At 69.8% G+C, this 25,920-nt stretch carries 23 protein-coding genes, 2 tRNA genes and 1 pseudogene; 13 read left to right on the top strand and 13 right to left on the bottom strand.

Going from position 1 to position 25,920, the window contains the following annotated elements; genetic code table 11:
• Window positions 1-2: 2 nt before the first annotated feature.
• The 8 genes and pseudogenes from OG898_RS12190 to rpmH form a co-directional block, all read right to left on the bottom strand.
• On the bottom strand, window positions 3-1,097 hold the full coding sequence (locus OG898_RS12190) for a ParB/RepB/Spo0J family partition protein (RefSeq protein ID WP_250738633.1): 1,095 nt from the start codon (window positions 1,095-1,097) through the stop codon (window positions 3-5).
• Entirely contained in the window at window positions 1,094-2,185 is a 1,092-nt protein-coding gene (locus OG898_RS12185) for a ParA family protein (RefSeq protein WP_266956733.1), read from the bottom strand. Before OG898_RS12185 ends, OG898_RS12190 begins: the two co-directional genes overlap by 4 nt.
• Before the next feature lie 243 nt (window positions 2,186-2,428).
• Entirely contained in the window at window positions 2,429-3,139 is a 711-nt protein-coding gene (rsmG, locus tag OG898_RS12180) for a 16S rRNA (guanine(527)-N(7))-methyltransferase RsmG (protein ID WP_250738639.1), read from the bottom strand.
• 146 nt (window positions 3,140-3,285) lie between these two features.
• Window positions 3,286-3,795 (bottom strand): R3H domain-containing nucleic acid-binding protein, encoded by a 510-nt coding sequence (locus OG898_RS12175; RefSeq protein ID WP_250738640.1) that lies wholly within the window; start codon window positions 3,793-3,795, stop codon window positions 3,286-3,288.
• Between the two features lie 15 nt (window positions 3,796-3,810).
• Window positions 3,811-4,917 (bottom strand): membrane protein insertase YidC, encoded by a 1,107-nt coding sequence (yidC, locus tag OG898_RS12170; RefSeq protein ID WP_250738641.1) that lies wholly within the window; start codon window positions 4,915-4,917, stop codon window positions 3,811-3,813.
• A 30-nt stretch (window positions 4,918-4,947) separates the two neighbouring features.
• Window positions 4,948-5,202 (bottom strand): annotated as a pseudogene (gene yidD, locus OG898_RS12165) (membrane protein insertion efficiency factor YidD); the annotation flags it as partial.
• Entirely contained in the window at window positions 5,199-5,573 is a 375-nt protein-coding gene (gene rnpA, locus OG898_RS12160; protein ID WP_250738642.1) for a ribonuclease P protein component, read from the bottom strand. The pseudogene yidD and the gene rnpA, both read right to left, overlap by 4 nt.
• Window positions 5,574-5,595: 22 nt before the next feature.
• On the bottom strand, window positions 5,596-5,733 hold the full coding sequence (gene rpmH / locus OG898_RS12155) for a 50S ribosomal protein L34 (protein WP_008741645.1): 138 nt from the start codon (window positions 5,731-5,733) through the stop codon (window positions 5,596-5,598).
• 361 nt (window positions 5,734-6,094) lie between these two features.
• Between rpmH and dnaA the strand changes: the two genes are divergently transcribed.
• The 11 genes from dnaA to OG898_RS12100 all read left to right on the top strand — a co-directional run bounded on the left by dnaA (window position 6,095) and on the right by OG898_RS12100 (window position 20,524).
• Window positions 6,095-7,897: a chromosomal replication initiator protein DnaA gene (gene dnaA, locus OG898_RS12150; protein ID WP_250738643.1), complete on the top strand. Its 1,803-nt coding sequence runs from the start codon at window positions 6,095-6,097 to the stop codon at window positions 7,895-7,897.
• Window positions 7,898-8,776: 879 nt separating this feature from the next.
• Complete coding sequence (dnaN, locus tag OG898_RS12145) at window positions 8,777-9,907, top strand: DNA polymerase III subunit beta (protein ID WP_243331110.1); 1,131 nt, start codon at window positions 8,777-8,779, stop codon at window positions 9,905-9,907.
• A gap of 248 nt (window positions 9,908-10,155) precedes the next feature.
• Window positions 10,156-11,091 carry a phosphogluconate dehydrogenase (NAD(+)-dependent, decarboxylating) gene (gene gnd / locus OG898_RS12140; protein WP_323182621.1) on the top strand — a complete coding sequence of 312 codons (936 nt, stop codon included), beginning with the start codon at window positions 10,156-10,158 and terminating at the stop codon, window positions 11,089-11,091.
• Between the two features lie 102 nt (window positions 11,092-11,193).
• Complete coding sequence (gene recF, locus OG898_RS12135; protein WP_250738645.1) at window positions 11,194-12,330, top strand: DNA replication/repair protein RecF; 1,137 nt, start codon at window positions 11,194-11,196, stop codon at window positions 12,328-12,330.
• Window positions 12,327-12,866 carry a DUF721 domain-containing protein gene (locus OG898_RS12130; protein ID WP_250738646.1) on the top strand — a complete coding sequence of 180 codons (540 nt, stop codon included), beginning with the start codon at window positions 12,327-12,329 and terminating at the stop codon, window positions 12,864-12,866. The genes recF and OG898_RS12130 overlap by 4 nt, the downstream gene beginning before the upstream one ends.
• Before the next feature lie 404 nt (window positions 12,867-13,270).
• On the top strand, window positions 13,271-15,328 hold the full coding sequence (gene gyrB / locus OG898_RS12125; protein WP_323184844.1) for a DNA topoisomerase (ATP-hydrolyzing) subunit B: 2,058 nt from the start codon (window positions 13,271-13,273) through the stop codon (window positions 15,326-15,328).
• A gap of 40 nt (window positions 15,329-15,368) precedes the next feature.
• Window positions 15,369-17,984 (top strand): DNA gyrase subunit A, encoded by a 2,616-nt coding sequence (gene gyrA / locus OG898_RS12120; RefSeq protein ID WP_250738648.1) that lies wholly within the window; start codon window positions 15,369-15,371, stop codon window positions 17,982-17,984.
• A 2-nt stretch (window positions 17,985-17,986) separates the two neighbouring features.
• Window positions 17,987-18,631: a DUF3566 domain-containing protein gene (locus OG898_RS12115; RefSeq protein WP_250738649.1), complete on the top strand. Its 645-nt coding sequence runs from the start codon at window positions 17,987-17,989 to the stop codon at window positions 18,629-18,631.
• Window positions 18,632-18,738: 107 nt separating this feature from the next.
• A tRNA-Ile gene (locus OG898_RS12110) sits at window positions 18,739-18,812 on the top strand.
• Window positions 18,813-18,957: 145 nt separating this feature from the next.
• Entirely contained in the window at window positions 18,958-19,092 is a 135-nt protein-coding gene (locus tag OG898_RS12105; RefSeq protein WP_208809277.1) for a DLW-39 family protein, read from the top strand.
• A 124-nt stretch (window positions 19,093-19,216) separates the two neighbouring features.
• Entirely contained in the window at window positions 19,217-20,524 is a 1,308-nt protein-coding gene (locus tag OG898_RS12100; RefSeq protein ID WP_266956723.1) for a hypothetical protein, read from the top strand.
• A 15-nt stretch (window positions 20,525-20,539) separates the two neighbouring features.
• Here the strand turns inward: OG898_RS12100 and OG898_RS12095 are convergent, their stop codons facing one another.
• A complete protein-coding gene (locus OG898_RS12095; RefSeq protein ID WP_266956721.1) occupies window positions 20,540-21,775 on the bottom strand; it encodes a serine/threonine-protein kinase in 1,236 nt (411 codons plus the stop codon).
• Window positions 21,776-21,825: 50 nt separating this feature from the next.
• On the bottom strand, window positions 21,826-22,377 hold the full coding sequence (locus OG898_RS12090) for a DNA-binding protein (RefSeq protein ID WP_243331094.1): 552 nt from the start codon (window positions 22,375-22,377) through the stop codon (window positions 21,826-21,828).
• A gap of 159 nt (window positions 22,378-22,536) precedes the next feature.
• Between OG898_RS12090 and OG898_RS12085 the strand changes: the two genes are divergently transcribed.
• Window positions 22,537-22,609: transfer RNA gene (locus OG898_RS12085), tRNA-Ala, on the top strand.
• Window positions 22,610-22,681: 72 nt separating this feature from the next.
• Here OG898_RS12085 and OG898_RS12080 read toward each other — a convergent pair.
• Window positions 22,682-23,524 carry a hypothetical protein gene (locus OG898_RS12080; RefSeq protein ID WP_266956719.1) on the bottom strand — a complete coding sequence of 281 codons (843 nt, stop codon included), beginning with the start codon at window positions 23,522-23,524 and terminating at the stop codon, window positions 22,682-22,684.
• Window positions 23,525-23,526: 2 nt separating this feature from the next.
• The gene (locus OG898_RS12075; protein ID WP_266956717.1) at window positions 23,527-23,652 is read right to left on the bottom strand and encodes a hypothetical protein; all 126 of its coding nucleotides are present in this window, start codon (window positions 23,650-23,652) and stop codon (window positions 23,527-23,529) included.
• Window positions 23,653-23,896: 244 nt separating this feature from the next.
• Here OG898_RS12075 and OG898_RS12070 point away from each other — a divergent pair, with 244 nt between their 5' ends.
• Window positions 23,897-24,910, top strand: a complete 1,014-nt coding sequence (locus tag OG898_RS12070) for a helix-turn-helix transcriptional regulator (RefSeq protein ID WP_250738656.1) — start codon at window positions 23,897-23,899, stop codon at window positions 24,908-24,910.
• Here the strand turns inward: OG898_RS12070 and OG898_RS12065 are convergent.
• Entirely contained in the window at window positions 24,845-25,870 is a 1,026-nt protein-coding gene (locus tag OG898_RS12065; protein WP_266956714.1) for a DMT family transporter, read from the bottom strand. The genes OG898_RS12070 and OG898_RS12065 overlap by 66 nt on opposite strands.
• Window positions 25,871-25,920 lie beyond the last annotated feature (50 nt).

The raw sequence follows: 25,920 nt of genomic DNA, 5'->3' as shown, positions 1-25,920 counted from the left end.
CGTTACTCCCCGGCAGCGCCCTGGTCCAGCACCCGGCCCTCGCCCGGCGCCAGGGTCCCCAGAATGCGCTCCAGGTCCTCCATCGACGCGAACTCGACGGTGATCTTGCCCTTCTTCTGGCCCAGATCCACCTTCACCCGCGTCTCGAACCGGTCCGACAGCCGCGTCGCCAGCTCACTGAGCGCGGGCGCCACCCGGGCACCCGCACGCGGGCCCTTCGGCTTCACCGCACTCGGCGACTCCGAACCCATCAGCGCCACGATCTCCTCGACCGCACGCACCGAGAGCCCCTCGGCCACGATCCGGTGCGCCAGCCGGTCCTGCTCCTCGGAGTTGTCCACCGACAGCAGGGCCCGCGCGTGGCCCGCCGACAGCACACCCGCCGCCACCCGCCGCTGCACGGGCGGAGAGAGCTTCAGCAGACGCAGCGTGTTCGAGACCTGCGGACGGGAACGCCCGATCCGGTCCGCCAGCTGGTCGTGCGTGCACTTGAAGTCCTGGAGCAGCTGGTCGTACGCGGCCGCCTCCTCCAAGGGATTCAGCTGCGCCCGGTGCAGGTTCTCCAGGAGCGCGTCCAGCAGCAGCTTCTCGTCGTCCGTGGCCCGGATGATCGCCGGAATACGGTTCAGGCCGGCCTCCCGGCACGCCCGCCAGCGCCGCTCGCCCATGATCAGCTCATAGCGGCCCGGGCCGGACTGGCGCACCACCACCGGCTGGAGCAGACCCACCTCCTGAATGGAGGTCACCAGCTCGGCCAGCGCGTCCTCGTCGAACACCTCGCGCGGCTGCCGCGGGTTCGGCGTGATGGAGTCCATCGGGAGCTCCGCGAACGTGGCCCCCGCCACCTCCCCGGCCTCCGGAGCGGCGACCGGCTCGGGCTCGCTCACGGACGCGGCCACCGATGATGTTTCACGTGAAACATCGGCCTGCGCCAGCGAAGCCAGCTTCGCCGCCGCGATGCCCCGCTCCGAGGGCAGCACCGGCATCGCCGACGGAGACGTCGACCCGGCACCGATCACCGGCGGCACCTTCTCCTGGGGAGCCGCGGGAATCAGCGCGCCGAGCCCCCGCCCCAGACCCCTACGTCGCTCACTCACTGGATCCCCTCCGCCATGCTCTGCGTGTTGTTCATGCCCGCACCCTGATGGGGGTGCTGGGGGTCGTACTGGAATCCGGCCCCGCGCAGCGCGATCTCCCGCGCAGCCTCCAGATAGGAGAGGGAACCGCTGGAACCCGGATCGTAGGTCAGCACCGTCTGCCCGTAGCTCGGAGCCTCGGAGATGCGGACCGACCGCGGGATGCTCGTGCGCAGCACCTCCTTGCCGAAGTGCGTGCGCACCTCCTCCGCCACCTGCGAGGCCAGCCGGGTCCTGCCGTCGTACATCGTCAGCAGGATCGTGGACACGTGCAGGGTCGGGTTCAGGTGGGCCCGCACCAGGTCCACATTGCGCAGCAGCTGACCGAGACCCTCCAGCGCGTAGTACTCGCACTGGATCGGGATCAGCACCTCCGCGCCCGCGACCAGGGCGTTCACCGTCAGCAGGCCCAGCGAGGGCGGGCAGTCGATCAGGATGTAGTCGAGCGGCTGCTCGTACGCCTGGATGGCCCGCTGGAGACGGCTCTCCCGTGCCACGAGGGAGACCAGCTCGATCTCCGCACCGGCGAGATCGATCGTGGCCGGGGCGCAGAAGAGGCCCTCCACGTCGGCCACCGGCTGGACGACCTCCATCAGTGGGCGGCTGTCCACGAGCACGTCGTAGATGGAGGGCACGTCGGCGTGGTGGTCGATGCCCAGCGCCGTGGAGGCGTTGCCCTGCGGGTCGAGGTCGACCACGAGGACCCGTGCACCGTGCAGGGCCAGGGATGCGGCCAGGTTCACGGTCGACGTGGTCTTGCCCACGCCGCCCTTCTGATTGGCCACCACCATGATCCGGGTCTTCGGGGGCCTGGGCAGGCCCTCACCTGCACGCCCGAGGGCCTCGACCGCGATCTGGGCGGCTCGGCCGATGGGCGTGTCCTCGTTGTCCACCAGGGGCGGGGCCGATGTTTCACGTGAAACATCGTCGCCCGGGGATTCAGAGCGGGGACCGGGGACCGGATCGGCCATCGGCCCCGCAAGGTTGGCGTCTGACCGCACGGTGTCACTCTCCTCGGCATCTGGCTCGCGATGAACAGAGCCTGCCATGTCACCGGGGTCGCGAACCAGCGGGGCCCGCACTCCTGTGGATGAATCCACCGATGTGGACAAGTCCGTCCCCCCTTCTCCCTTGCGGAGACGGGGGGACGTAGCCGCACGACCGCGGCTGATGATTCCGTGCAGCAGAGAGCGACGTTTCACGTGAAACACGATGCCCGGACGGGGTCATCCGGCCGCTACGACACTCCGAAATCCATACCTATAGGGCGCAACACGCCCCAGAACACGGGCTCAGCGGCGCCGGCGCGTCCGGCTGGTCCGGGCGGCCTTGGCCCGCTTCGCCGCGAACCGCACCCCGCCGGGGCTTTCCCCGACCTCGACCCGCACCACGGTGGAGAGCGGGTCCACGATCCCCTCGCCCACGTGCAGCACCGAGGTCTTCACCACACCGAGCTTGGTCAGCGCGGCCTTCGCCGCCACCAGCTCCTCGTCGGCGGTGTCGCCCTTCAGCGCCAGCATCTCGCCGTACGGGCGCAGCAGGGGTACGCCCCATCCGGCGAGCCGGTCCAGCGGAGCCACCGCGCGCGCCGTCACCACGTGCACCGGCTGGAGCTTGCCGAGGACTTCCTCGGCCCGCCCGCGCACCACCGTCACATGGTCGAGCCCCAGCAGCTCCACGACCTCCTGGAGGAAGTTCGTGCGGCGCAGCAGCGGCTCCAGCAGCGTGATCTTCAGGTCCCTGCGGACCAGGGCCAGCGGAATGCCGGGGAGGCCGGCGCCCGAACCCACGTCGCACACGGTGACGCCTTCGGGCACCACTTCCGAGAGCACGGCACAGTTCAGCAGGTGCCTCTCCCAGAGCCGCGGCACCTCGCGCGGCCCGATCAGGCCCCGCTTGACACCCGCGTCCGCCAGCAGCTCCGCGTACCGCACAGCTTCCGGGAAATGCTCGCCGAACACCACACGCGCCTCTTCAGGTGCCTGGGGCGCTTCTTCGGGCATCGGGGGAAGCTCAGCTGCCTCCGTCACGGGGACCGTCCTTCCGTACCGCATGGTTGTGAACCCACGGCATCACTGCCGTCACTGCCAGGCTGACAAAGATCGGCCCCGCCTGCGAGACAGACGGGGCCGGACACTCAAGCTTCCGGTCAGGCCGGAAGTACGACGACGAAGCGCTGCGGCTCCTCGCCCTCGGACTCGCTCCGCAGACCGGCGGCCGCCACGGCGTCGTGGACGACCTTCCGCTCGAAGGGGGTCATCGGGTCCAGCTTCAAGGGCTCACCGGACGTCTTCACGTCCTCCGCGGCCTTGGCGCCGAGCGCCGTCAGCTCCTCGCGCTTCTTCGCCCGGAAGCCGCCGATGTCCAGCATCAGCCGGCTGCGGTCCCCGGTCTCGCGGTGCACGGCGAGGCGGGTCAGCTCCTGCAGAGCCTCCAGCACCTCGCCGTCGCGGCCCACGAGCTTCTGCAGGTCGCGCGCGGAGTCGCTGACGATGGAGACAGAGGCGCGGTCCGCCTCGACGTCCATGTCGATGTCGCCGTCCAGGTCGGCGATGTCCAGCAGACCCTCAAGGTAGTCGGCCGCGATCTCACCCTCCTGCTCGAGGCGGGTCAGGGTGTCGCCACTCTCAGCGGCGGCGGTGGTGGTGCCTTCCGTCACGGGAGGGACTCCTTCTTACTTCTTGGGAGAGGGCTTGCTGGGGGGCGTCTGACGCTGCGACTTCGACTGCCGCTTGGGCTGCTGCCGCTTCTGGGTACCACCGCCGGCCGCATCGGAGTCGACCGTCGCCTCGACGCTCTTCGCCACGGAGCCGTCCGCCTGCGCGGCCAGGCCCTGCTTGGTCAGACCGGTGATGAACTTGCGCTCGTTGTCGTTGCGGTCCGGGCCCTTGGCCACGATCGCCGCGACGATCTTCTTCTTGCCCCGGCTCTTGAGCTCGCCGTGCGAGGTGATCTGCTTCAGCAGGCGCGTCAGGTACTGGTCCTGGGCCAGGCTGCCCGGGGTGGGGTTCCGGTTGATCACGAACATCTGCTGGCCCATGGTCCACAGGTTCGTGGTCAGCCAGTAGACGAGGACACCGACGGGGAAGTTGATGCCCATGAAGGCGAAGATCAGCGGGAAGACGTACATCAGCATCTTCTGCTGCTGCATGAACGGCGTCTTGACCGAGAGGTCGACGTTCTTCTGCATCAGCTGGCGCTGCGTGTAGAACTGCGACAGCGACATCAGCACGATCATGACCGCGGTGACGATCCGCACGTCGGTGATCGAGGCGTTCAGAGCGGCGACCTTGTCCGCGCTGTCCGTGAACTTGGACGCCAGCGGGGCACCGAAGATGTGCGCGTTACGCGCGCTCTCCAGCAGCGGGCCGTCGATCTGACCGATCGGCGTGCCGTTGGCGATGCTGGCGAGCACGTGGTAGAGCGCAAAGAAGAACGGGGACTGCGCCAGGATGGGAAGGCACGAGGAGAGCGGGTTGGTACCCGTCTCCTTGTACAGCTTCATCATCTCTTCGGACTGACGCTGCTTGTCGTTCTTGTAGCGCTCCTGGATCGCCTTCATCTTCGGCTGGATCGCCTGCATGCCGCGCGTCGCCTTGATCTGCTTCACGAAGAGCGGGATCAGGCAGATACGGATCAAGACCACCAAGGAGACGATGGACAGGCCCCAGGCCCAGCCACTGTCCGCGCCGAACATGGCACCGTACAGCTTGTGGAACTGAACGATGATCCACGAGACGGGCGTGGTGATAAAGGTGAACCAACTGGCAATCGTGTCCACTAATCAAGCTCCTTGAGCATTGCGAGATCTACGCAACGCACTGCGCAGCTGCTCGTGCCAACGCGGGCGTTTCCGGGGTGGGACGTGATCCACGCCACCCGGGGACCACGGATTGCACCGCAGGATCCGCCAGGCGGTCAGAGCCGTCCCCTTCACCGCACCATGCCGGTCGATGGCCGTGTACCCGTAGTGCGAACACGAGGGGTAATAGCGGCACACCGGCCCGAGCAGCGGACTGATCGTCCACTGGTACAGCTTGATCAATGCGAGCAGCGGGTACTTCATCGAGCCACGCCTCCCAAGAGCCGCAGCAGTGCGGCATCGAGGTCCCGGGCCAGCTCGTCGAGACCGGCATCACCCGCTCCGGGCAGAGCCCGTACCACCATCAGGCTACCTTCGGGCAGCTGGGACAGCCGCTCGCGGACGAGATGGCGCAAACGGCGCTTGACCCGGTTGCGTACGACGGCGATGCCGACAGCCTTGCTGACGACGAAACCCGCACGCGTCGAGGGATCGATCTCCCCCGGCTCGTGCGGGTCCGTTGCACCGCTTGTACGTAGGTGGACGACGAGGAGCGGGCGACCAGCCCGACGACCTCGACGTACCGCGCTCGCGAAGTCCTCGCGCCGCCTCAGCCGATTTTCGGGAGACAGCACGACGTCACGATCCGCCCGTCAGTTACGCGGAGAGGGCGGCGCGGCCCTTGCCACGACGGTTCGCGAGGATCGCGCGACCGGCACGGGTACGCATCCGCAGGCGGAAGCCGTGGGTCTTGGCGCGACGGCGGTTGTTCGGCTGGAAGGTGCGCTTGCTCACTCGGGGGCTCCAGAGAATAAATCGTTTAGGCGGGACATCGCCTGGCTGTCACCGTGCGCCCACGAGGAGAAAACTCGCGTGTTCGCCCGAGTGGCACCGCAAAACGATCACAACCAGTGATCTTCGCCCATCGGTAGGCAGGCGGCAGCAGCCATCGACAACTCGACCTCGTTACGGTACGCGCGGCTACGCCATCCGGTCAAACCGAGGCGACGGTGCCCCACACTGTGCACAGGCTGTGGACAACGACTTGAACCGTACCCGCTGGCCTGACTACCGTTGCCTGACCCTGGATTTTTTGTCCCGACCGTCCCAAAGAACCACACATTCGTGGGACCCCCCCTTTGAGAGAGCGTGCTCTGTGGCTGACGTACCTGCCGATCTTGCCGCAGTGTGGCCAAGGGTGCTCGAAGGCCTCCTCGGGGAGGGACAGAACAGCATCGAGCCCAAGGACAAGCAGTGGGTCGAGCGCTGTCAGCCCCTGGCCCTGGTCGCGGACACCGCGCTGCTCGCCGTCCCCAATGAGTACGGCAAGCGGATCCTCGAGGGCCGGCTCGCTCCGCTCATCAGCGACGCCCTCAGCCGCGAGTGCGGCCGCCCCATCCGGATCGCCATCACGGTCGACGACTCCGCCGGCGAGCCCTCGCCCCCGGCCCCGTCCGCTTCTTCCTCCCGCGAGGGCTACGAACCGTACGGCGGCCAGCGCCCCGGCGGGCACACCGGTCCCATGGGTCACACGGGCCCCGGCGGCCACACCGGCCCCGCCGACGACCAGCTCCCCAACGCCCGCCCCGCCTACCCGGACTACCAGCAGCAGCGCTCCGAGCCCGGCGCCTGGCCCCGCGGCGGCCAGCAGGACGACTACGGCTGGCAGCAGCCCCGCCTCGGCGGCTTCCCCGAGCGCGACCCGTACGCCTCCCCGCAGCCGGGCTACATGCAGCAGTCCGAGCCCTCCTCCTACGACCAGGGCTCCTACGAACAGCAGAAGTACGAGCAGCAGCAGTACGAGGGTCAGCAGCACTCCCGTCAATACGAGCAGCAGCAGTACGAGCAGTCCGCCCCGCGCCCGGCGCCCAGCCGGCCCGCGCCCTCGGCGCCGTCCGGCGGTTCCACCTCGGGACCGCTGGAGCCGACCGCCCGGCTGAACCCCAAGTACCTCTTCGACACCTTCGTCATCGGCGCCTCCAACCGCTTCGCGCACGCCGCCGCGGTGGCCGTCGCCGAGGCGCCGGCCAAGGCGTACAACCCCCTCTTCATCTATGGGGAGTCCGGCCTCGGCAAGACGCACCTGCTGCACGCCATCGGGCACTACGCGCGGAGCCTCTACCCCGGCACCCGGGTGCGGTACGTGAGCTCCGAGGAGTTCACCAACGAGTTCATCAACTCGATCCGCGACGGCAAGGGCGACGCGTTCCGCAAGCGCTACCGCGAGATGGACATCCTGCTCGTCGACGACATCCAGTTCCTCGCGAGCAAGGAGTCGACGCAGGAGGAGTTCTTCCACACCTTCAATACGCTCCACAACGCCAACAAGCAGATCGTGCTCTCCTCCGACCGGCCGCCCAAGCAGCTCGCCACCCTGGAGGACCGGCTCCGCAACCGCTTCGAGTGGGGCCTGATCACCGACGTCCAGCCGCCCGAGCTGGAGACCCGCATCGCGATCCTGCGCAAGAAGGCCGTCCAGGAGCAGCTCAACGCCCCGCCGGAGGTGCTGGAGTTCATCGCCTCCCGCATCTCGCGCAACATCCGCGAGCTGGAGGGGGCGCTGATCCGGGTCACGGCCTTCGCGAGCCTGAACCGGCAGCCGGTCGACCTGGGCCTGACCGAGGACGTCCTGAAGAACCTGATCCCCGGCGGCGAGGACAGCTCGCCCGAGATCACCGCCACCGACATCATGGCGGCCACCGCCGACTACTTCGGGCTGACCGTGGACGACCTGTGCGGCTCCTCGCGCAGCCGCGTACTGGTCACCGCCCGGCAGATCTCCATGTACCTGTGCCGGGAGCTCACGGACCTCTCGCTGCCCAAGATCGGGGCGCAGTTCGGCGGCCGCGACCACACCACCGTCATGCACGCGGACCGCAAGATCCGCGCCCTGATGGCGGAACGCCGCTCCATCTACAACCAGGTCACCGAGCTCACCAACCGCATCAAGAACGGCTGACGCCGGCTCTGTGTACGTGCCGTACGGGTGCCTGCGAGGCCCCTTCAAACGCTGTGAGAGGGCGCTCCCGGGTCACTACGGGGGCGCCCTTCTTCGTGCGTGCGCCCCCAACCTGTTCGAATACGCCCCCTCGGAGGCAACTCATCCACAGATTGGGCGACTTTCTTCCGTCCACAGCCTGGGGACGGGTCGCGCCACCCACAAAACTGTCCACAGGGCCCAGGTGTGAGGCACCATCAGAGCTGGTCAGACCCCTGTGGAATTGTGCGCAACGACTATCCACAGGCTGTGGACGAAATATTCATCCACAGGTTCATCCACCGCGTTGTCCACCGGTGGTCCACAGCTTCCCGGGTCCTGTGCACAGGATCAGACGACTTCCCCACACCGTTGTCCACTGTTCGGCAACGAGGAGGCCCCTGTCACCGCCCCGAGTGAAAGCGGTCACACCGAAGTCGACGTTTGGGTTGTGGAGTACTCGGGAAAACCTGGGGACACACCTGTGGAGTAGTCGGGGTCATCTGGGGATGGCCTGTGCAGAAGTTTTCGTTCTCCACAGAGACGCCTGGTTGTCCACCGGTGTCGCCCACAGGGTGTGGGGATAAAAAACGCAGGCTGACCTGCAAAAACACTGTTATCCACCGTATCCACAGGCCCTACTACTACCCCCATAGAGAGTTAGCCCGGTTTCGGTTTTCAAGCAGGACCTGTGCACAACTCCGTGGATCGCCCTCCCCGACATCTCGCTCCCGACTTGACCGCCAGCAGCAACGACTGTCGGCGCCGTACGTCAGACTGGTCCCCGGCATCGGTCGAGGCATCGACGAGCCGACGACGAAGGCCGGCAGACGAGCGAGCAACAGCAGGAGGCGGTTTCCGGTGAAGATCCGGGTGGAGCGCGACGTACTCGCGGAGGCGGTGGCCTGGGCTGCTCGTAGCCTCCCGGCCCGGCCGCCGGTGCCCGTTCTCGCGGGCCTGCTGCTGAAGGCCGAGGAGGGCAAGCTGTCCCTCTCCGGCTTCGACTACGAGGTTTCGGCCCGCGTCTCCGTCGAGGCGGACGTCGAGGAGGACGGCACCGTCCTGGTCTCCGGCCGGCTGCTCGCCGACATCTGCCGCGCGCTCCCCAACCGACCGGTGGAGATTTCCACAGACGGTGTACGGGCGACCGTGGTCTGCGGCTCCTCGCGATTCACACTCCACACCCTGCCTGTGGAGGAATACCCGGCGCTGCCGACGATGCCCACCGCAACCGGCACCGTGCCCGGCGAGGTCTTCGCCTCCGCCGCCGCGCAGGTCGCCATCGCCGCCGGCCGTGACGACACGCTGCCCGTGCTGACCGGTGTCCGCATCGAGATCGAGGGCGACAAGGTCACCCTCGCCTCCACCGACCGCTACCGCTTCGCGGTCCGCGAGTTCCTGTGGAAGCCCGAGGACCCCGAGGCCTCGGCCGTGGCCCTGGTGCCCGCCAAGACCCTCCTGGACACCGCCAAGTCGCTCACCAGCGGCGACACGGTCACCATCGCGTTGTCGGGCTCCGGCCAGGGCGAGGGCCTCATCGGCTTCGAGGGCGCCGGCCGCCGCACCACCACCCGCCTCCTCGAGGGCGACCTGCCGAAGTACCGCACGCTGTTCCCGACGGAGTTCAACTCGGTCGCCGTGATCGAGACCGCCCCGTTCGTCGAGGCCGTCAAGCGCGTGGCTCTCGTCGCCGAGCGCAACACCCCGGTCCGTCTCAGCTTCGAGCAGGGCGTGCTGATCCTGGAGGCCGGCTCCTCCGACGATGCACAGGCTGTGGAGCGCGTCGACGCGAAGCTGGAGGGCGACGACATCTCGATCGCCTTCAACCCGACCTTCCTGCTGGACGGCCTGAGCGCGATCGACTCGCCGGCCGCGCAGCTGAGCTTCACCACGTCCACCAAGCCGGCGCTGCTCAGCGGCCGCCCGGCGGTCGACGCCGAGGCCGACGAGGCGTACAAGTACCTGATCATGCCGGTCCGCCTCTCCGGCTGAGACCGGGAAACGACGCGGCAAGCCCCTCGGGCCCGGCCCCGCTTCCCGCGGGACCGGGCCCGAGGGCGTTCCGCCTCCCGCCCGCGAAGCCCCGTAGAAGCCCTGTAGAAGCCCTGTAGGGACCCTCCGGCGGTCCTGCAGCAGCCCGTACGGAGCCTCGTGCGCGGCCCGCCCGGACCCTCGGCGCCGACACCCGGAGTGCCCGTGGCGCCGGGCGCCGCGGCCCGGCGTAGGCTCGGCACGGGGGGATGTCCCCGGGCAGGGGAGCACCCCGGCACAGACGGCCACAACGCTTAAGGAACCACCTGATGGAGCTTGGTCTCGTCGGTCTCGGCAAGATGGGCGGCAACATGCGCGAGCGCATCCGCCGCGCCGGCCACACCGTCATCGGATACGACCGCAACCCGGACCTCGCCGATGTCCACAGCCTGTCGGAACTTGTGGACAGCCTGCAGGCCCCCCGCGTGGTGTGGGTGATGGTCCCGGCCGGCGCGGCGACCCAGTCCACCGTGGACGAGCTCGCCGGCCTGCTCTCGCCCGGCGACATCGTCGTGGACGGCGGCAACTCCCGCTGGACCGACGACGAGAAGCACGGCGCCGAGCTGGCCGCCAAGGGCATCGGCTTCGTCGACTGCGGAGTCTCGGGCGGCGTCTGGGGCCTGGAGAACGGCTACGCGCTGATGTACGGCGGCGACAAGGAGCACGTCGCGGCCGTCCAGCCGATCTTCGACGCCCTCAAGCCCGAGGGCGAGTTCGGCGCCGTGCACGCGGGCAAGATCGGTGCCGGCCACTTCGCGAAGATGGTCCACAACGGCATCGAGTACGCCATGATGCAGGCCTACGCCGAGGGCTGGGAGCTCCTGGAGAAGGTCGACTCGGTCACCGACGTCCGCGAGGTGTTCCGGTCCTGGCAGGAGGGCACGGTCATCCGTTCCTGGCTGCTGGACCTGGCCGTGAACGCGCTGGACGAGGACGAGCACCTGCAGGAGCTGCGCGGCTTCGCGCAGGACTCCGGCGAGGGCCGCTGGACGGTCGAGGCCGCGATCGACAACGCCGTGCCGCTGCCCGCGATCACGGCCTCGCTCTTCGCGCGCTTCGCGTCCCGCCAGGAAGACTCCCCGCAGATGAAGATGATCGCCGCGCTGCGCAACCAGTTCGGCGGCCACGCGGTCGAGAAGAAGTAATCCACAACCGCTCCACAGGTCCACAGGCCGCAGTCGGGATGTGCACAGCCTGTGGAGCGGAGCACGGCAGAGCAGCAGGAAGCCGGGGGAGGTCGGCGCCACATGCACGTTTCGCATCTCTCGTTGGCCGACTTCCGCTCGTACGCCCGGGCCGAGGTTCCCCTCGACCCGGGCGTCACCGCTTTCGTCGGCCCCAACGGGCAGGGCAAGACCAATCTCGTCGAGGCGATCGGCTACCTCGCGACCCTCGGCAGCCACCGCGTCTCCGCGGACGCGCCGCTCGTGCGGATGGGCGCCGAGCGCGCCGTCATCCGGGCCGCGGTCACCCAGGGCGAGCGGCAGCAGCTCGTGGAGCTGGAGCTGAACCCGGGCCGCGCCAACCGGGCCCGGATCAACAGGTCCTCGCAGGTCAGGCCGCGGGACGTACTGGGCATCGTGCGCACGGTGCTGTTCGCCCCCGAGGACCTGGCGCTGGTCAAGGGCGACCCCGGGGAGCGGCGCCGGTTCCTCGACGAGCTCGTCACGGCCCGCTCGCCGCGCATGGCGGCCGTCCGCTCGGACTACGAGCGGGTGCTCAAGCAGCGCAACACCCTGCTGAAGTCGGCGGCGATGGCCCGCCGGCACGGCGGCCGCTCCATGGACCTGTCCACGCTCGACGTGTGGGACCAGCACCTGGCGCGCACGGGCGCGGAGCTGCTGGCCCACCGGCTCGACCTGATCGCGACCCTGCTGCCGCTGGCGGACAAGGCGTACGAGCAGCTCGCGCCCGGCGGCGGCCCGCTCGGCGCTGCCTACAAGTCCTCCGCGGGCGAGCAGGTGGACAGCGGCGAGGCGCGCACCCGCGAGGCCCTGTACGAGGTCGTCCTCGGCTCGCTGGCCGAGGTGCGCAAGCAGGAGATCGAGCGCGGGGTGACCCTGGTCGGCCCGCACCGCGACGACGTGGTGCTGCGCCTGGGCGAGCTGCCGGCCAAGGGGTACGCGAGCCACGGCGAGTCCTGGTCCTACGCGCTGGCCCTTCGGCTGGCCTCCTACGAGCTGCTGCGCTCGGAGGGCAGCGAGCCGGTGCTGATCCTCGACGACGTGTTCGCGGAGCTGGACGCACGGCGCCGGGAGCGGCTGGCGGAGCTGGTGGCCCCGGGCGAGCAGGTGCTGGTGACGGCGGCGGTGGACGACGACGTGCCCGGGGTGCTGGTCGGGACCCGGTTCGCGGTGTCCGGCGGGGAGGTGACCCGGCTGTGAGCGGCAAGGAGCGGGAACCTCAGGAGCCTGCGCGCAAGCCGGCCGAACCCTCCGGCGTGGACCTGGCGCGCCAGGCGCTGGCGGCGGCCCGCGAGCAGGCGCGGGCCCGCGGCAACGCGGCGCAGAACAAGAAGGGCCGCTACCAGCCGGGCCTGCGCTCGGGCGCCCGGGCGGACGGCCGGGACCCGATGCCGCTGATGGCGGCGCTGGACCGGCTGCGCACGGAGCGCGGCTGGGAGATGCCGATGGCGGTGGCGGGCGTGATGGAGCGCTGGCCGGAGATCGTCGGCCATGACATCGCCACGCACTGCGTTCCGGACAAGTACGAGGACCGCGAGCTGGTGGTGCGCTGCGATTCCTCGGCGTGGGCGGCGCAGCTGAAGCTGCTGGCCCCGCAGCTGGTGGCGCGGCTCAACGCGGACCTGGGGCAGGGCACGGTCCGGCTGATCAAGGTCCACGGGCCGGGTGGCGGGCCGAAGCGGTACGGGCCCTGGCGGGCTCCGGGGAGCACCGGCCCGGGGGACACCTACGGGTGAGTACGGGAGCCGACCCGGCGCGGTCCGACTGCGTGCGGGCGGCTTCGCATGCCCGCCGGCGCGGGCACCCGTACGGGTGAGTAGGGATCGGGCGGTCACCCGTACGGACGGCTGTGCGGGTGGTGTCCCTCACGGTAGCCGGAGGTTGACAGCCCGAAGCGCTCAATGCCCGTGTGAGCCTCTTTGAGCCCCTCCCTGGATATGGGGAGTCGGAGAGAGGAGTTTCCGGGCGGCACATGCGGACTCAGGTACCGGCAAACGCCCATTCATGGGGGTGATACCGGTAGACTGAACGAGAATCCCGCGCACGCGCGGGATCCAGTCGAGTAAAGCTGACCACCGCTGACAACGCAGATCGACGCAGCCGCTCCCGCTTGCATGCCTGCCGGCCCGGAGTACGGCCTGTGCTGTGCCAGAAAGGGCGCTTCGTGGCCGATTCCGGCAACCCCAACGACAACCAGTCCACAGTCGGCCAGAACGGCGAGGTCACCTCCTCGTACGACGCCAGCGCCATCCAGGTCCTCGAGGGCCTGGACGCGGTCCGCAAGCGGCCCGGCATGTACATCGGCTCGACCGGTGAGCGCGGGCTCCACCACCTCGTCTACGAGGTCGTCGACAACTCGGTCGACGAGGCCCTGGCCGGGCACGCGGACACCATCGACGTGACGATCCTCGCCGACGGCGGCGTGCGCGTGGTCGACAACGGCCGCGGTATCCCGGTCGGCATCGTGCCGTCCGAGGGGAAGCCGGCCGTCGAGGTCGTGCTGACGGTCCTGCACGCGGGCGGCAAGTTCGGCGGCGGCGGCTACGCCGTCTCCGGCGGTCTGCACGGCGTCGGTGTCTCCGTCGTGAACGCCCTGTCGACCAGGGTCGCGGTCGAGGTCAAGACCGACGGCCACCGCTGGACCCAGGACTACAAGCTGGGTGTCCCGACGGCAGCCCTGCTGAAGAACGAGGAGACGTCCGAGACGGGCACCTCGGTCACCTTCTGGGCCGACGGCGACATCTTCGAGACCACCGAGTACTCCTTCGAGACGCTCTCGCGCCGCTTCCAGGAGATGGCCTTCCTCAACAAGGGCCTGACCCTCTCGCTGACGGACGAGCGCGAGTCGGCGAAGGCCACGATGGGCGCGGACACCGCCGAGGAGACCGACGACCAGCAGGCGCGCACGGTCAAGTACCACTACGAGGGCGGCATCGTCGACTTCGTGAAGTACCTGAACGCGCGCAAGGGCGAGCTGATCCACCCGACCGTCATCGACGTCGAGGCCGAGGACAAGGAGCGCATGCTCTCGGTCGAGATCGCGATGCAGTGGAACTCGCAGTACACCGAGGGCGTCTACTCCTTCGCGAACACGATCCACACGCACGAGGGCGGAACCCACGAAGAGGGCTTCCGCGCGGCGATGACCGGCCTGGTCAACCGCTACGCGCGCGAGAAGAAGTTCCTCCGCGAGAAGGACGACAACCTCGCCGGCGAGGACATCCGCGAGGGTCTGACGGCGATCATCTCGGTGAAGCTGGGCGAGCCGCAGTTCGAGGGCCAGACGAAGACCAAGCTGGGCAACACGGAGGCCAAGACCTTCGTGCAGAAGGTCGTGCACGAGCACCTCAACGACTGGTTCGACCGGAACCCGAACGAGGCCGCGGACATCATCCGCAAGTCGATCCAGGCGGCCACGGCGCGCGTCGCGGCCCGCAAGGCCCGTGACCTGACGCGCCGCAAGGGTCTGCTGGAGAGCGCCTCGCTGCCGGGCAAGCTGTCGGACTGCCAGTCCAACGACCCGACCCAGTGCGAGATCTTCATCGTCGAGGGCGACTCGGCCGGCGGCTCGGCCAAGTCCGGCCGCAACCCGATGTACCAGGCCATCCTGCCGATCCGCGGCAAGATCCTGAACGTCGAGAAGGCCCGCATCGACAAGATCCTCCAGAACACCGAGGTCCAGGCGCTGATCAGCGCCTTCGGCACGGGTGTGCACGAGGACTTCGACATCGAGAAGCTCCGCTATCACAAGATCATCCTGATGGCGGACGCCGACGTCGACGGCCAGCACATCAACACCCTGCTGCTGACCTTCCTGTTCCGCTTCATGCGGCCGCTGGTCGAGGCCGGGCACGTGTACCTGTCGCGTCCGCCGCTGTACAAGATCAAGTGGGGCCGCGACGACTTCGAGTACGCGTACTCGGACCGCGAGCGCGACGCCCTGGTCGAGCTCGGCAAGCAGAACGGCAAGCGGATCAAGGAAGACTCGATCCAGCGCTTCAAGGGTCTGGGCGAGATGAACGCCGAGGAACTGCGCATCACCACGATGGACGTGGACCACCGCGTGCTCGGCCAGGTCACCCTGGACGACGCCGCGCAGGCCGACGACCTGTTCTCGGTGCTGATGGGTGAGGACGTCGAAGCCCGGCGCTCCTTCATCCAGCGCAACGCCAAGGACGTTCGCTTCCTCGACATCTGAGTCGGCTCAGCTGACCGCTCGAAAGGACTTCTGACCAGCAATGGCCGACGAAACCACCCCCACCGCCGCGGAATCCGCGGAGGAGCAGCCCGTCGTACGCATCGAGCCCGTCGGGCTCGAGACGGAGATGCAGCGCTCCTACCTCGACTACGCGATGTCCGTCATCGTCTCCCGCGCGCTGCCCGACGTACGGGACGGCCTCAAGCCGGTCCACCGCCGCGTGCTGTACGCGATGTACGACGGCGGTTACCGGCCCGAGAAGGGCTTCTACAAGTGCGCCCGCGTCGTCGGCGACGTCATGGGCACGTACCACCCGCACGGTGACTCCTCGATCTACGACGCCCTGGTCCGCCTGGCCCAGCCGTGGTCGCTGCGCATGCCGCTCGTGGACTCCAACGGCAACTTCGGCTCCCCGGGCAACGACCCGGCGGCCGCCATGCGTTACACCGAGTGCAAGCTCATGCCGCTGGCCATGGAGATGCTCCGGGACATCGACGAGGAGACCGTCGACTTCACGGACAACTACGACGGCCGCAACCAGGAGCCCACGGTCCTGCCGGCGCGGTTCCCGAACCTGCTGATCAACGGCTCCGCGGGCATCGCGGTCGGCATGGCCACCAACATCCCGCCGCACAACCTGCGCGAGGTCGCGGCCGGCGCCCAGTGGGCGCTGGAGCACCCGGAGGCCTCGCACGAGGAGCTCCAGGACGCGCTCATCGAGCGGATCAAGGGCCCGGACTTCCCGTCGGGCGCCCTGGTCGTGGGCCGCAAGGGCATCGAGGAGGCGTACCGGACCGGTCGCGGCTCCATCACGATGCGCGCGGTGGTCGAGGTCGAGGAGATCCAGAACCGCCAGTGCCTGGTGGTCACGGAGCTTCCGTACCAGACCAACCCCGACAACCTGGCGCAGAAGATCGCCGACCTGGTGAAGGACGGAAAGGTCGGCGGCATCGCCGACGTCCGCGACGAGACCTCGTCCCGGACCGGCCAGCGCCTGGTGATCGTCCTCAAGCGCGACGCCGTCGCCAAGGTCGTGCTGAACAACCTCTACAAGCACACCGACCTGCAGACGAACTTCGGCGCGAACATGCTGGCGCTGGTGGACGGCGTGCCGCGCACGCTGTCGATCGACGCCTTCATCCGCCACTGGGTGACGCACCAGATCGAGGTCATCGTCCGGCGCACGAAGTTCCGCCTGCGCAAGGCGGAGGAGCGCGCCCACATCCTGCGCGGTCTGCTCAAGGCGCTGGACGCGATCGACGAGGTCATCGCGCTGATCCGGCGCAGCAACACGGTCGAGATCGCCCGCGAGGGCCTGATGGGCCTGCTGTCGATCGACGAGATCCAGGCGAACGCGATCCTGGAGATGCAGCTCCGCCGCCTGGCGGCCCTGGAGCGGCAGAAGATCGTCGCCGAGCACGACGAGCTCCAGGCCAAGATCAACGAGTACAACGCGATCCTGGCCTCCGAGGAGCGTCAGCGTCAGATCGTCAGCGAGGAACTGGCCGCGATCGTCGAGAAGTTCGGCGACGACCGGCGTTCCAAGCTGGTGCCCTTCGACGGCGACATGTCCATGGAGGACCTGATCGCCGAAGAGGACATCGTCGTCACGATCACCCACGGCGGGTACGTCAAGCGCACCAAGACCGAGGACTACCGCTCGCAGAAGCGCGGCGGCAAGGGCGTGCGCGGCACGAAGCTGAAGCAGGACGACCTCGTCGACCACTTCTTCGTGTCCACCACCCACCACTGGCTGCTGTTCTTCACGAACAAGGGCCGGGTCTACCGCTCGAAGGCGTACGAGCTCCCGGACGCCGGCCGTGACGCCCGCGGGCAGCACGTGGCGAACCTGCTGGCCTTCCAGCCGGACGAGAAGATCGCCCAGATCCTCGCGATCCGCGACTACGAGGCCGCCCCGTACCTGATCCTGGCCACCAAGGGCGGCCTGGTGAAGAAGACGGCGCTCAAGGACTACGACTCGCCCCGTTCGGGTGGCGTCATCGCGATCAACCTCCGGGAGACCGAGGACGGCAGCGACGACGAGCTGATCGGCGCCGAGCTGGTGTCCGCCGAGGACGACCTGCTGCTCATCAGCAAGAAGGCGCAGTCGATCCGCTTCACGGCGACCGACGACGCGCTGCGCCCGATGGGCCGCGCCACCTCGGGCGTCAAGGGCATGAGTTTCCGCGGAGGGGACGAACTGCTCTCCATGAGCGTGGTCCGGCCCGGTACGTTCGTCTTCACCGCGACCGACGGCGGCTACGCCAAGCGGACGCCGGTGGACGAGTACCGCGTCCAGGGCCGTGGCGGCCTGGGCATCAAGGCGGCGAAGATCGTGGAGGACCGCGGGTCGCTCGTCGGGGCGCTCGTGGTGGACGAAACGGACGAAATCCTCGCTATCACGCTCAGCGGTGGTGTGATTCGTACGCGCGTCAACGAAGTACGGGAGACCGGCCGTGACACCATGGGCGTCCAGCTGATCAACCTGGGCAAGCGGGATGCCGTCGTCGGCATCGCCCGCAACGCGGAGGCCGGTCAGGAAACTGACGAGGCCGACGACAGCGAGAACGAGATCGGGACCGAGGCGGCCGTCGAAGGACAGGCCGCCGAGGCTGCCGGGGGCACGGAGCCCTCGGCTGGGGAGCACGAGGAGTAAGCGTGAGCGGAGCCACGGGCGCCGGACCGGCCCACACTGGAGCGAACGGTGCCCGTGGCCCCGCCGCGGACTCGCAGGGGGGAACCGTGACGGACACCCGAGGACCGCAGCCGCCTCAGTCGCCTCAGTCGCATCAGACTCAGGCGGGGGCCGGCCCTCAGCAGCCTTACCACCCGCCGCAGGCGTACGCGGTGCCCCAGGGCCCCGCGGCGCCGCGGGGGGCGGGCGACGCCGGTGCGCAGCGCAAGCCGCGCACGGGGGCCCGTATGGCACCCAGGACGCGCAAGGCGCGGCTGCGGGTGGCCAAGGCCGACCCGTGGTCGGTGATGAAGGTCAGCTTCCTGCTGTCGATCGCGCTGGGCGTGTGCACGATCGTCGCCGCGGTGGTGCTGTGGATGGTCATGGACGCCATGGGCATCTTCTCCAGCGTCGGCGGCACGATCAGCGAGGCGACCGGCTCGAACGAGAGCAACGGCTTCGACCTCCAGACCTTCCTGTCGCTGCCGCGCGTTCTGATCTTCACGACGGTGATCTCGGTCATCGACGTGGTGCTCATGACGGCGCTGGCGACCCTGGGCGCGTTCATCTACAACCTGTCGGCGGGCTTCGTCGGCGGTGTGGAGCTGACGCTCGCCGAGGATGAGTAGAGCTTCCGAAGACGGGGCTGGTGACCTGCGCAGACGGGTCACGGGAACCGATTTTGGAGTCACCGGGTCTGTGCGCTAACCTTCAGAAGTCAGCGCGCAGCGCGGATGGGGCTATAGCTCAGTTGGTTAGAGCGCATCCCTGATAAGGATGAGGCCACAGGTTCAAATCCTGTTAGCCCCACAGTGTCGAAGACCCCCAGGCCCATGGCCTGGGGGTCTTTGTCGTTGGGCCAGTTGGTGGGGCGGTAGGTCACCGATCGGTATCGGTCGGTGTGTATTGTTGGGCGCCAGAAGTCCCCTACGTCAACGAAAGACGAGGTCGCGCGGTGAAGAAGCTGCTCCTGGTCGCACTGGCCGCCATCGGCGGGCTCCTCGTGTACCGCCAGATCCAGGCGGACCGCGCAGAGCAGGACCTGTGGACGGAGGCAACCGACTCCGTGCCTTCTGGTTCCGGTGTGTGAGACCCGAGGTTGATCCCAGAGCCCCGACTGCCGCTGCGGTCGGGGCTTTGTGCTGCTCTGTGACGAATTATTGCAATATGCAAAGAACGTGCTTGCGTTGGCAAACTCGGGGTGGGTGCGCGTGATGGGTGGGGTACGTCGGGTACGGACGGCCGCGGTGGCGGCGCTGGGCGCCCTCGGGCTGGTCGCGGCCCTGCCGGGGGCCGCGGGCGCGGCGGGGACCCCGCAGCCGGTGCCGTCCTACCGGGGCGCGGAAGGGGCGCAGGCGGTCGAGGGGAAGCCGTCCACCGCCGGCGCGCCGGAGCTGAAGGCGGGCTCGGTCTACAAGGACGCGATCGCGCCGGGGGAGCGGTACTACCGGCTCAGGCTCGACGGCGGTTCGAGCGTGTACGCCTCCGCCGTGCTCCAGCCGCCGGGCAGCGCCAAGGTGAGCTACGGCGACGGCCTGGAGGTGGACGTCCTCACCCCTGAGAACCGCTCCTGCCAGAGCGGTGCGGGGCGGGCGTCCTTCGGCTACGACCCGGTCCCCATCAGCGCCGTGGGCGGCCGGATCATGCAGGAGGACGCCGGCTGCCAGGGGGACGGCACCTACTACGTCAAGGTCACGCGCGAGATGGCCAAGGGCGGGGACCCGGCGGCCTGGCCCCTGGAACTGCGGGTCCAGCGCGAGCCCAAGCTCGGCGGAAGCAACGCACCCACAGCCGCCCCCAGCGTCTGGCCCTCGGCCTCCCCGACCCTGCCGGGCAGCGACGCGGCTCCGCGGGCCGGCGGGACCGGCTTCAACGACGCCCGTGCTCTGGGCAGCGGCGTCTGGAGCGACGAGCTGCGGCCCGGACAGACCCGCTTCTACCGGGTGCCGCTCGACTGGGGACAGCAGCTGGGCCTCGCGGCGGAACTCTCCGCGGGGCAGATGACGAAGGACTCCGGGTACGCCTCGCCCGGGCTCTCCATCGCGCTGTACAGCCCGTACCGGTCCCTGATCGACAGCGAGGACGCCTCGTACGACGGGAAGCAGACGGGGCTCACGCTGGCGCGGACACCGCCGGTGGCCTATGAGAACCGCTTCGCCTCCGACCGGAAGCTCGGTGCGGTCCGGGTCGCCGGCTGGTACTACGTCGCGGTGACCATGGCGGGGAAGGTCGGGGAGTTCACCCAGGACGCGGTGCCCGTCCCGCTGACCCTGCGCACCCAGATCATCGGTACGCCGGGCAAGGCCCCGGCCTACGCGGAGGACCTCGCGGCCGCCGGGTTCGGGGTGGGGGCCGAGGACCGTACGGCCGCCAAGGAGGGCACCACGGTCGTGGAGGCCGATGCCGCCGCGGAGAACCGGTCGGTGATGCGGGTGGTCGCGGGCGCAGGCTTCGGTACGGGGACGCTGCTGCTGCTCGTGCTGGGCGGCTGGATCCTGCTGGCCCGGCGGCGCACCCCGTAGAGGGTCCCGCGGTCCCTAGATCTGGGTCAGGGCCCAGATCCCGACGGCGAAGCACAGCACCGCGGCGAGCAGGATCCCGGCGGTGACCTTCGCGGGCGGGGGCGCGATGCCCGTACGGGGCGGGGCGGCGGGCACCGTGGCGGGCTCGGGCTGCTGGTACGGGTGCGCGTACGGGGCCGTCGGCGGCGTCCGGGCCGTCTGCGGCGCGGGGGAGGGCGGCGGGAGGTGGAAGCTGCCCGTCTCCGAGGGGCCGAAGACCCCGAGCGGAGCGGTGACGGGCGCGGGGGCACCGGAGGGCTGCGCGGGTACGGAGGGTGCGGAGGGGGCGGCCGTCGGGGGAGTCTCGTACGCGGCTTCCTGGAGGGACCGGGGGGTGAAATCGTGCGGCACCGGGCCCAGTTGGTCGAACACCTCGACCGGATTCCCGTCCGGGCCGGGCGGCGGCAGCAGCTCCACGGCCTCGGCGAGGGCCCTGCGCGCCCCGGTGGCCGTCTGGAACCTGCTCCGGGGGTCCGGCTGGAGCAGCGCGGCCAGGACGTCCCACAGCGGCGCGGGAACGCCCTCCGGGGCATCGGGGGTGCCATGGCCCGCGACGTACGGCGCCGTGAACTGCTCCACGAGGGCCTGGGAGTCGGGCTTGGCGCCCTGGAGCAGGTAGAGGCCGACGAGTCCGACGGCGAACAGGTCTGCGGTGAAGTCGGGTTCGGAACCGAGGAGTTGTTCGGGGGCGAGATAGCCCGGGGTGCCGACCACGTAGGCGGTCTCGGTCAGCCGGGGCTCGCCCTTGCGCATGGCGATGCCGAAGTCGGACAGCCGCAGGTGCGGCCGCCCGGTTCCAGTGGCCTCCATCAGGATGTTGGCCGGTTTGATGTCGCGGTGCACGACACCCTCCGCATGCACCGCCGCCAGCCCCGACAGGAGCTGGTCGAGCAGCGTGCACACGAACCGGGGCGGCAGGGCCCCGTAGTCCCCGATCACATGGGCGAGGGAGCCGCCGGCGACGAGGTCCATGGTGAAGAGGACCTTGTCGTCGTCCGCCGCCCAGCTGGCCGGGGCCAGTACGTGCGGGTGATCGATCCGCAGCGCCTGTTCACGGACGAACCGCAGCAGGGTGTGGGCATCGCTCTGCAGGAGGACCTTCGCTGCGACGTACCGGCGGCGCCGGTGGTCCCAGGCACGCCATACGGCGCCGGCGCCGCCACGTCCGATCGGGTCGATCAGTTCGTACCGGCCGGCGAAGATCTCACCCATTGCTGCGCCCGTCCCCCGTCGTCAGCTGCGTCCGTTGCCTGCGTGGCGTGTCAGTTCTGGTGCGCCTCGTAGTGCGCGACGGCGTCGGACGTGCGGCCCGCTCCGTACACCCGGAGAAACTCTGCCAGTTCCGGGTGGGTCGGGGCGAGGGTGTCCGCCGCGTCGATGATGTCGCCCGCCGCGGAGACCGAGCGCAGCAGCGACTGGATCTCGCGCACGACGCGCTTGACGGTGGGTGCGCCGGAACCGGTGGCGGCCTGGCTGGTGCTGTTGCTGAGGACGGAACCTCCCTGGGTCTTCTTGATCTCGTCCATGCGGTCGGTCGCCTCTCCCGCGCTGACGCTCCCGTCGGCCACCTGGCCGGCGAGGTCCTGGAGAGCCTGAACCCGCTGGACCACGGCGGGGTTTCCGATCTTGGCCCGCTGACCGCTCATCAGCTGGGACAGCATCGGCGCCGACAGCCCGAGGACGGCAGCGAGGCGGGCCTGGTTCAAACCGAGGTCATCTATGAGCCGGCGGAAGAGCGCGCCGAGCGGCTCCCCGTACCAACTCCGCTGGAGTTCCCTGGCTCTGGCGGTCGCCTCTTGCTGTACTGCGTCCACTCTTACTACTCCCCTTCGCTGGTGCGAACCTCGCGAGCATCTTACGGAGAGTGGTCGCGGGGCGGGAGTCCCTATCATTTTGCGGGATGAGGGGGTACACCCGGTACTCTGTCCTACGGAACGGTCACTCCTTCCCGGAGGACGGCCGTGCCCGTGTACGGGGCCTTAGCTCAGTTGGTAGAGCGCTGCCTTTGCAAGGCAGATGTCAGGAGTTCGAATCTCCTAGGCTCCACAGTGAGAAAACCCTGCCTGACCAGCGGAAACGCCGGTCAGGCAGGGTTTTTTCGTACCCGGCTCCGTGGGGTCAGCGGGGGCCGGGGCGGCGGCACAGTTCGTGGAGCCGGGAGATGCGCCAGCCTTCGCCCACGGGTGCGCCCCGGGGGGTCAGCAGGACGCCCGAGTTCGCCCGTACCGCTTCGGTCAGTGCCGGGCCGCGCAGGTCCGGGGAGGCGGTGAGGGTCCGGGCGAGGGCCGTGACCGCGCTGTCGGCCCGGCGCACCGCGCAGGAGTGCGCGTGGACGGCCCAGACTTCGAGGCCCGCCGCGTACGAGTCGAGGGAGCCGAAGGTGCCGAGCCCGCAGTCGGCGGGGATCAGCACCGGGCCCCTGGGCGCCACCGCGCGGGCGAGGCGCAGGCAGAGTTCCTGGGGGGCCAGTACCGCCAGGACGTCCTTCGCGGCGGCGGCCGCGGACGGGGCTGTGGCCAGTCCGGCCGCGGCGGCCTCCTCGTCGACCCGGCGGGCCAGTTCCGTCCACTGCGCACTGCCGTCGTGCAGCGTCGAGAGGGAGACCGCCCCCAGTGCGGACGCCCCCTCGACGATCAAGCGCGGCAGGTCGTCCTCGTCGGGGGCCCAGCTGAGCGCGGTGGCCTCGGGCTGCAGGAAGGGCAGCAGGCAGGTCAGCCCCGCCGCCCCGTAGGCCTCGGCCACGGCCTTGCCGCGGGCCGGGTCGCTGTGTCCGACCACCGCCGCGTAATCCCCGGCCACGACGTCGTCCTCGACCCCCGCGGTCTCGTCGTGCACGCGCCAGTCGGCCGCCGCGGGGTGCTCGGTCCTCGCCCGCTCGATCCCTCCGAGGAGCGCCGCCCCCCAGGCGGCCCGGGGGCCGGTCAGTGGGGCGACGACCGCTACTTCCGGTCGTCTCGTCATGGTCAGCCCCAGATGAAGGAGTCGGTCGAGGCAGCCGCCGGCTGCGGCGCGGCGAGGGCCGCGGGGGCCCCGCCGAGGACGAAGGCGGCGGCGATCACGGCGAGCAGAGCGGTGCGGACACGAGACATGGAGAACCCCCGGAAGATGTGTGCTGTGGTGTGGGACCAGCATGCTGCGGGCGCTTCTGCGGTGGCTACGGATGCGAAGTTCCGGGACCGGCCATGGCCAGGGGCGGACACGGCGGGCGCTCCGGCAGCCATTCCCACCTCTGCGGATGTCCGTATGCCGGACCCGGCTGGCCGTGGTGCGGACCCCTTCTTAGGATCGCGGGTGCGAACCGTGGGGGATGGTTCGTCAAGCCGAGGGGGCGGTGTGGACGACGTACGGGCCAAGGCCCAGGAGCTGTACCGGATCGCATTGGACGACGCGTCGTGGCGACCGGAGCTCGTCACCGTGGAACGCGGGTGGACCGACCCGGAGTTCGCGGACGTCCTGCGTCTGCTCAACCGGCTCGGACTGTTCGTCCCCTCGCCGGAGACGCGCAACGGCTGGACGGCGCTGGCCCCGGACACGGCGCTGCGCAACCTCCTGCTGGAAGAGGAGCAGCACACGGGGGCCCTGCTCTCGGCCGTGCAGCAGACCCGGGCCGCGCTCGCCCAGGTCGTCACGGACTTCCAGCCGGTGCACGCCCGGGAACTGTCCTCCGTGCAGATGGAGGTGGTCACCGGAGCCGCCAACGTCTCGGCCGCCCTGGAGGACGCCTCGCAGCGCGTCGAGCGCGAGGTGCTCTCCCTGCACCCGGGCCGGGCGCTGCCCGCCGAGATGGTCGAAGCGGGCCTGGAGCGGGACCGGTTGGCGCTCGGCCGCGGGGTGCAGATCCGTACCATCCACCTGGGTTCGGCGGCCGCGGTGCCGCACATGACCGCGTACCTGCGCAGGCTGAACAGCGCCGGGGCCCAGGTGCGCACCGCGCACACCCTGCCCCTGCGGCTGATCGTGGTGGACCGTTCCCTGGCCATCGTCCCGGCCCCCGAACCGGTGGACGGGGACATCGCCGCCGTCGTGCTGCGCGGGGAGACGCTGGTCGGCGTGTTGCGCGGGATCTTCGAGCACTGCTGGGCGGCCGCCAGCGTGCTGAGCGAGGCCGGCACCGCGGCGAGCACGGCGGCCCCGGAGGGCGAGGGCGGCTGGCAGCCCACCGGCCGCCACCGTGAGCTGCTGCGGATGCTGGAGGGCGGACTGACGGACGAGACGATGGCCCGCAAGCTCGGGGTGTCCGAGCGCACGGTCCGCCGTCTCGTCTCCGAGCTGACCGAACGGCTAGGCGCGGCCAGCCGGTTCCAGGCCGGAGTGTGCGCGGTGCGGCTCGGCTGGCTCGACGACTGAGGCGGTGGTCTGGGTCGCGGCCTCGGCAGTGGCCTCGGGCGCGGCCTCGGTGGCCGGGCCGGCGGCGGCCGTGCGGCCCCAGGCGGTGCCCGCGAGGACCAGCAGCGCGCCCGCCAGGCCGAGCAGTCCGGGCCGGTCCCCGGCCAGTGCGATGCCGAACACGGCGGCCCACACGGGCTCGGTGCCCAGCAGGAGGCTGACCCGCGAGGGCGAGGTCTTGCGGACGGCCCACATCTGCGTGAAGAAGGCGAAGAGCGTGCAGAACACGGACAGGTAGACCAGCCAGAGCCAGTCGGACACGTCGAACGCGGCCGCGGCCGCCCACGGGGTGCCGCCGGTGCCCGGCGCGAAGGACAGCAGGGCGAACACCGTGACCGCGCTGCCGAGTTGGAGCGTGGTCATCGACATCGAGTCCGCGCCACGGACCGACTTCATCCTCGACATCGCGAGGACGTGGACGGTACGCGCCAGGGCCGCGCCCAGCATCAGCAGGTCGCCGAGGGAGGGCGCGGTGAAGCCCGCCCCCTGGGTCAGCAGCAGGACGCCCGCCACCGACAGCCCGGCCGCCGCCATGAACGGCCGCGGCAGCGCGGTCCCGCGGATCCGGCTCTCCGCGATCGGGGTGAAGATCATCGTGAGGCTGATGATGAGCCCGGCGTTGGTCGCCGAGGTGTGCACCACCCCGTAGGTCTCCAGCAGGAAGATCCCGGCGAGGATCAGCCCGAGGACGCCCGCGCCGCGCACCTGCGTGCCGCTGAGGGCGCGGAGCCTGCGCCACCCGGCGATGACGAGCACGGGCAGCGCCACCGCGAACCGCAGCACCAGCACGGCCAGCACGGTCTGGGTGGTGGTGACGCCCTTGGCGGCCAGGTAGCTCGATCCCCACACCACTGCGACCAGCAGTACGGGCAGATCGGTCAGCCAGGCGCGGCGGGCCCGGGCGGTGGCGGTGGCGGTCATCGGGACTACTCCTACGGGGTGTGGGGGAGGGGCGGAGCGCGCGGGGCGGG

This window comes from Streptomyces sp. NBC_00193 (assembly GCF_026342735.1).
In the GTDB taxonomy this organism is placed as follows: Bacteria; Actinomycetota; Actinomycetes; order Streptomycetales; family Streptomycetaceae; genus Streptomyces; species Streptomyces stoeckheimensis.
This window is presented reverse-complemented; position numbering and strand designations above follow the sequence as displayed.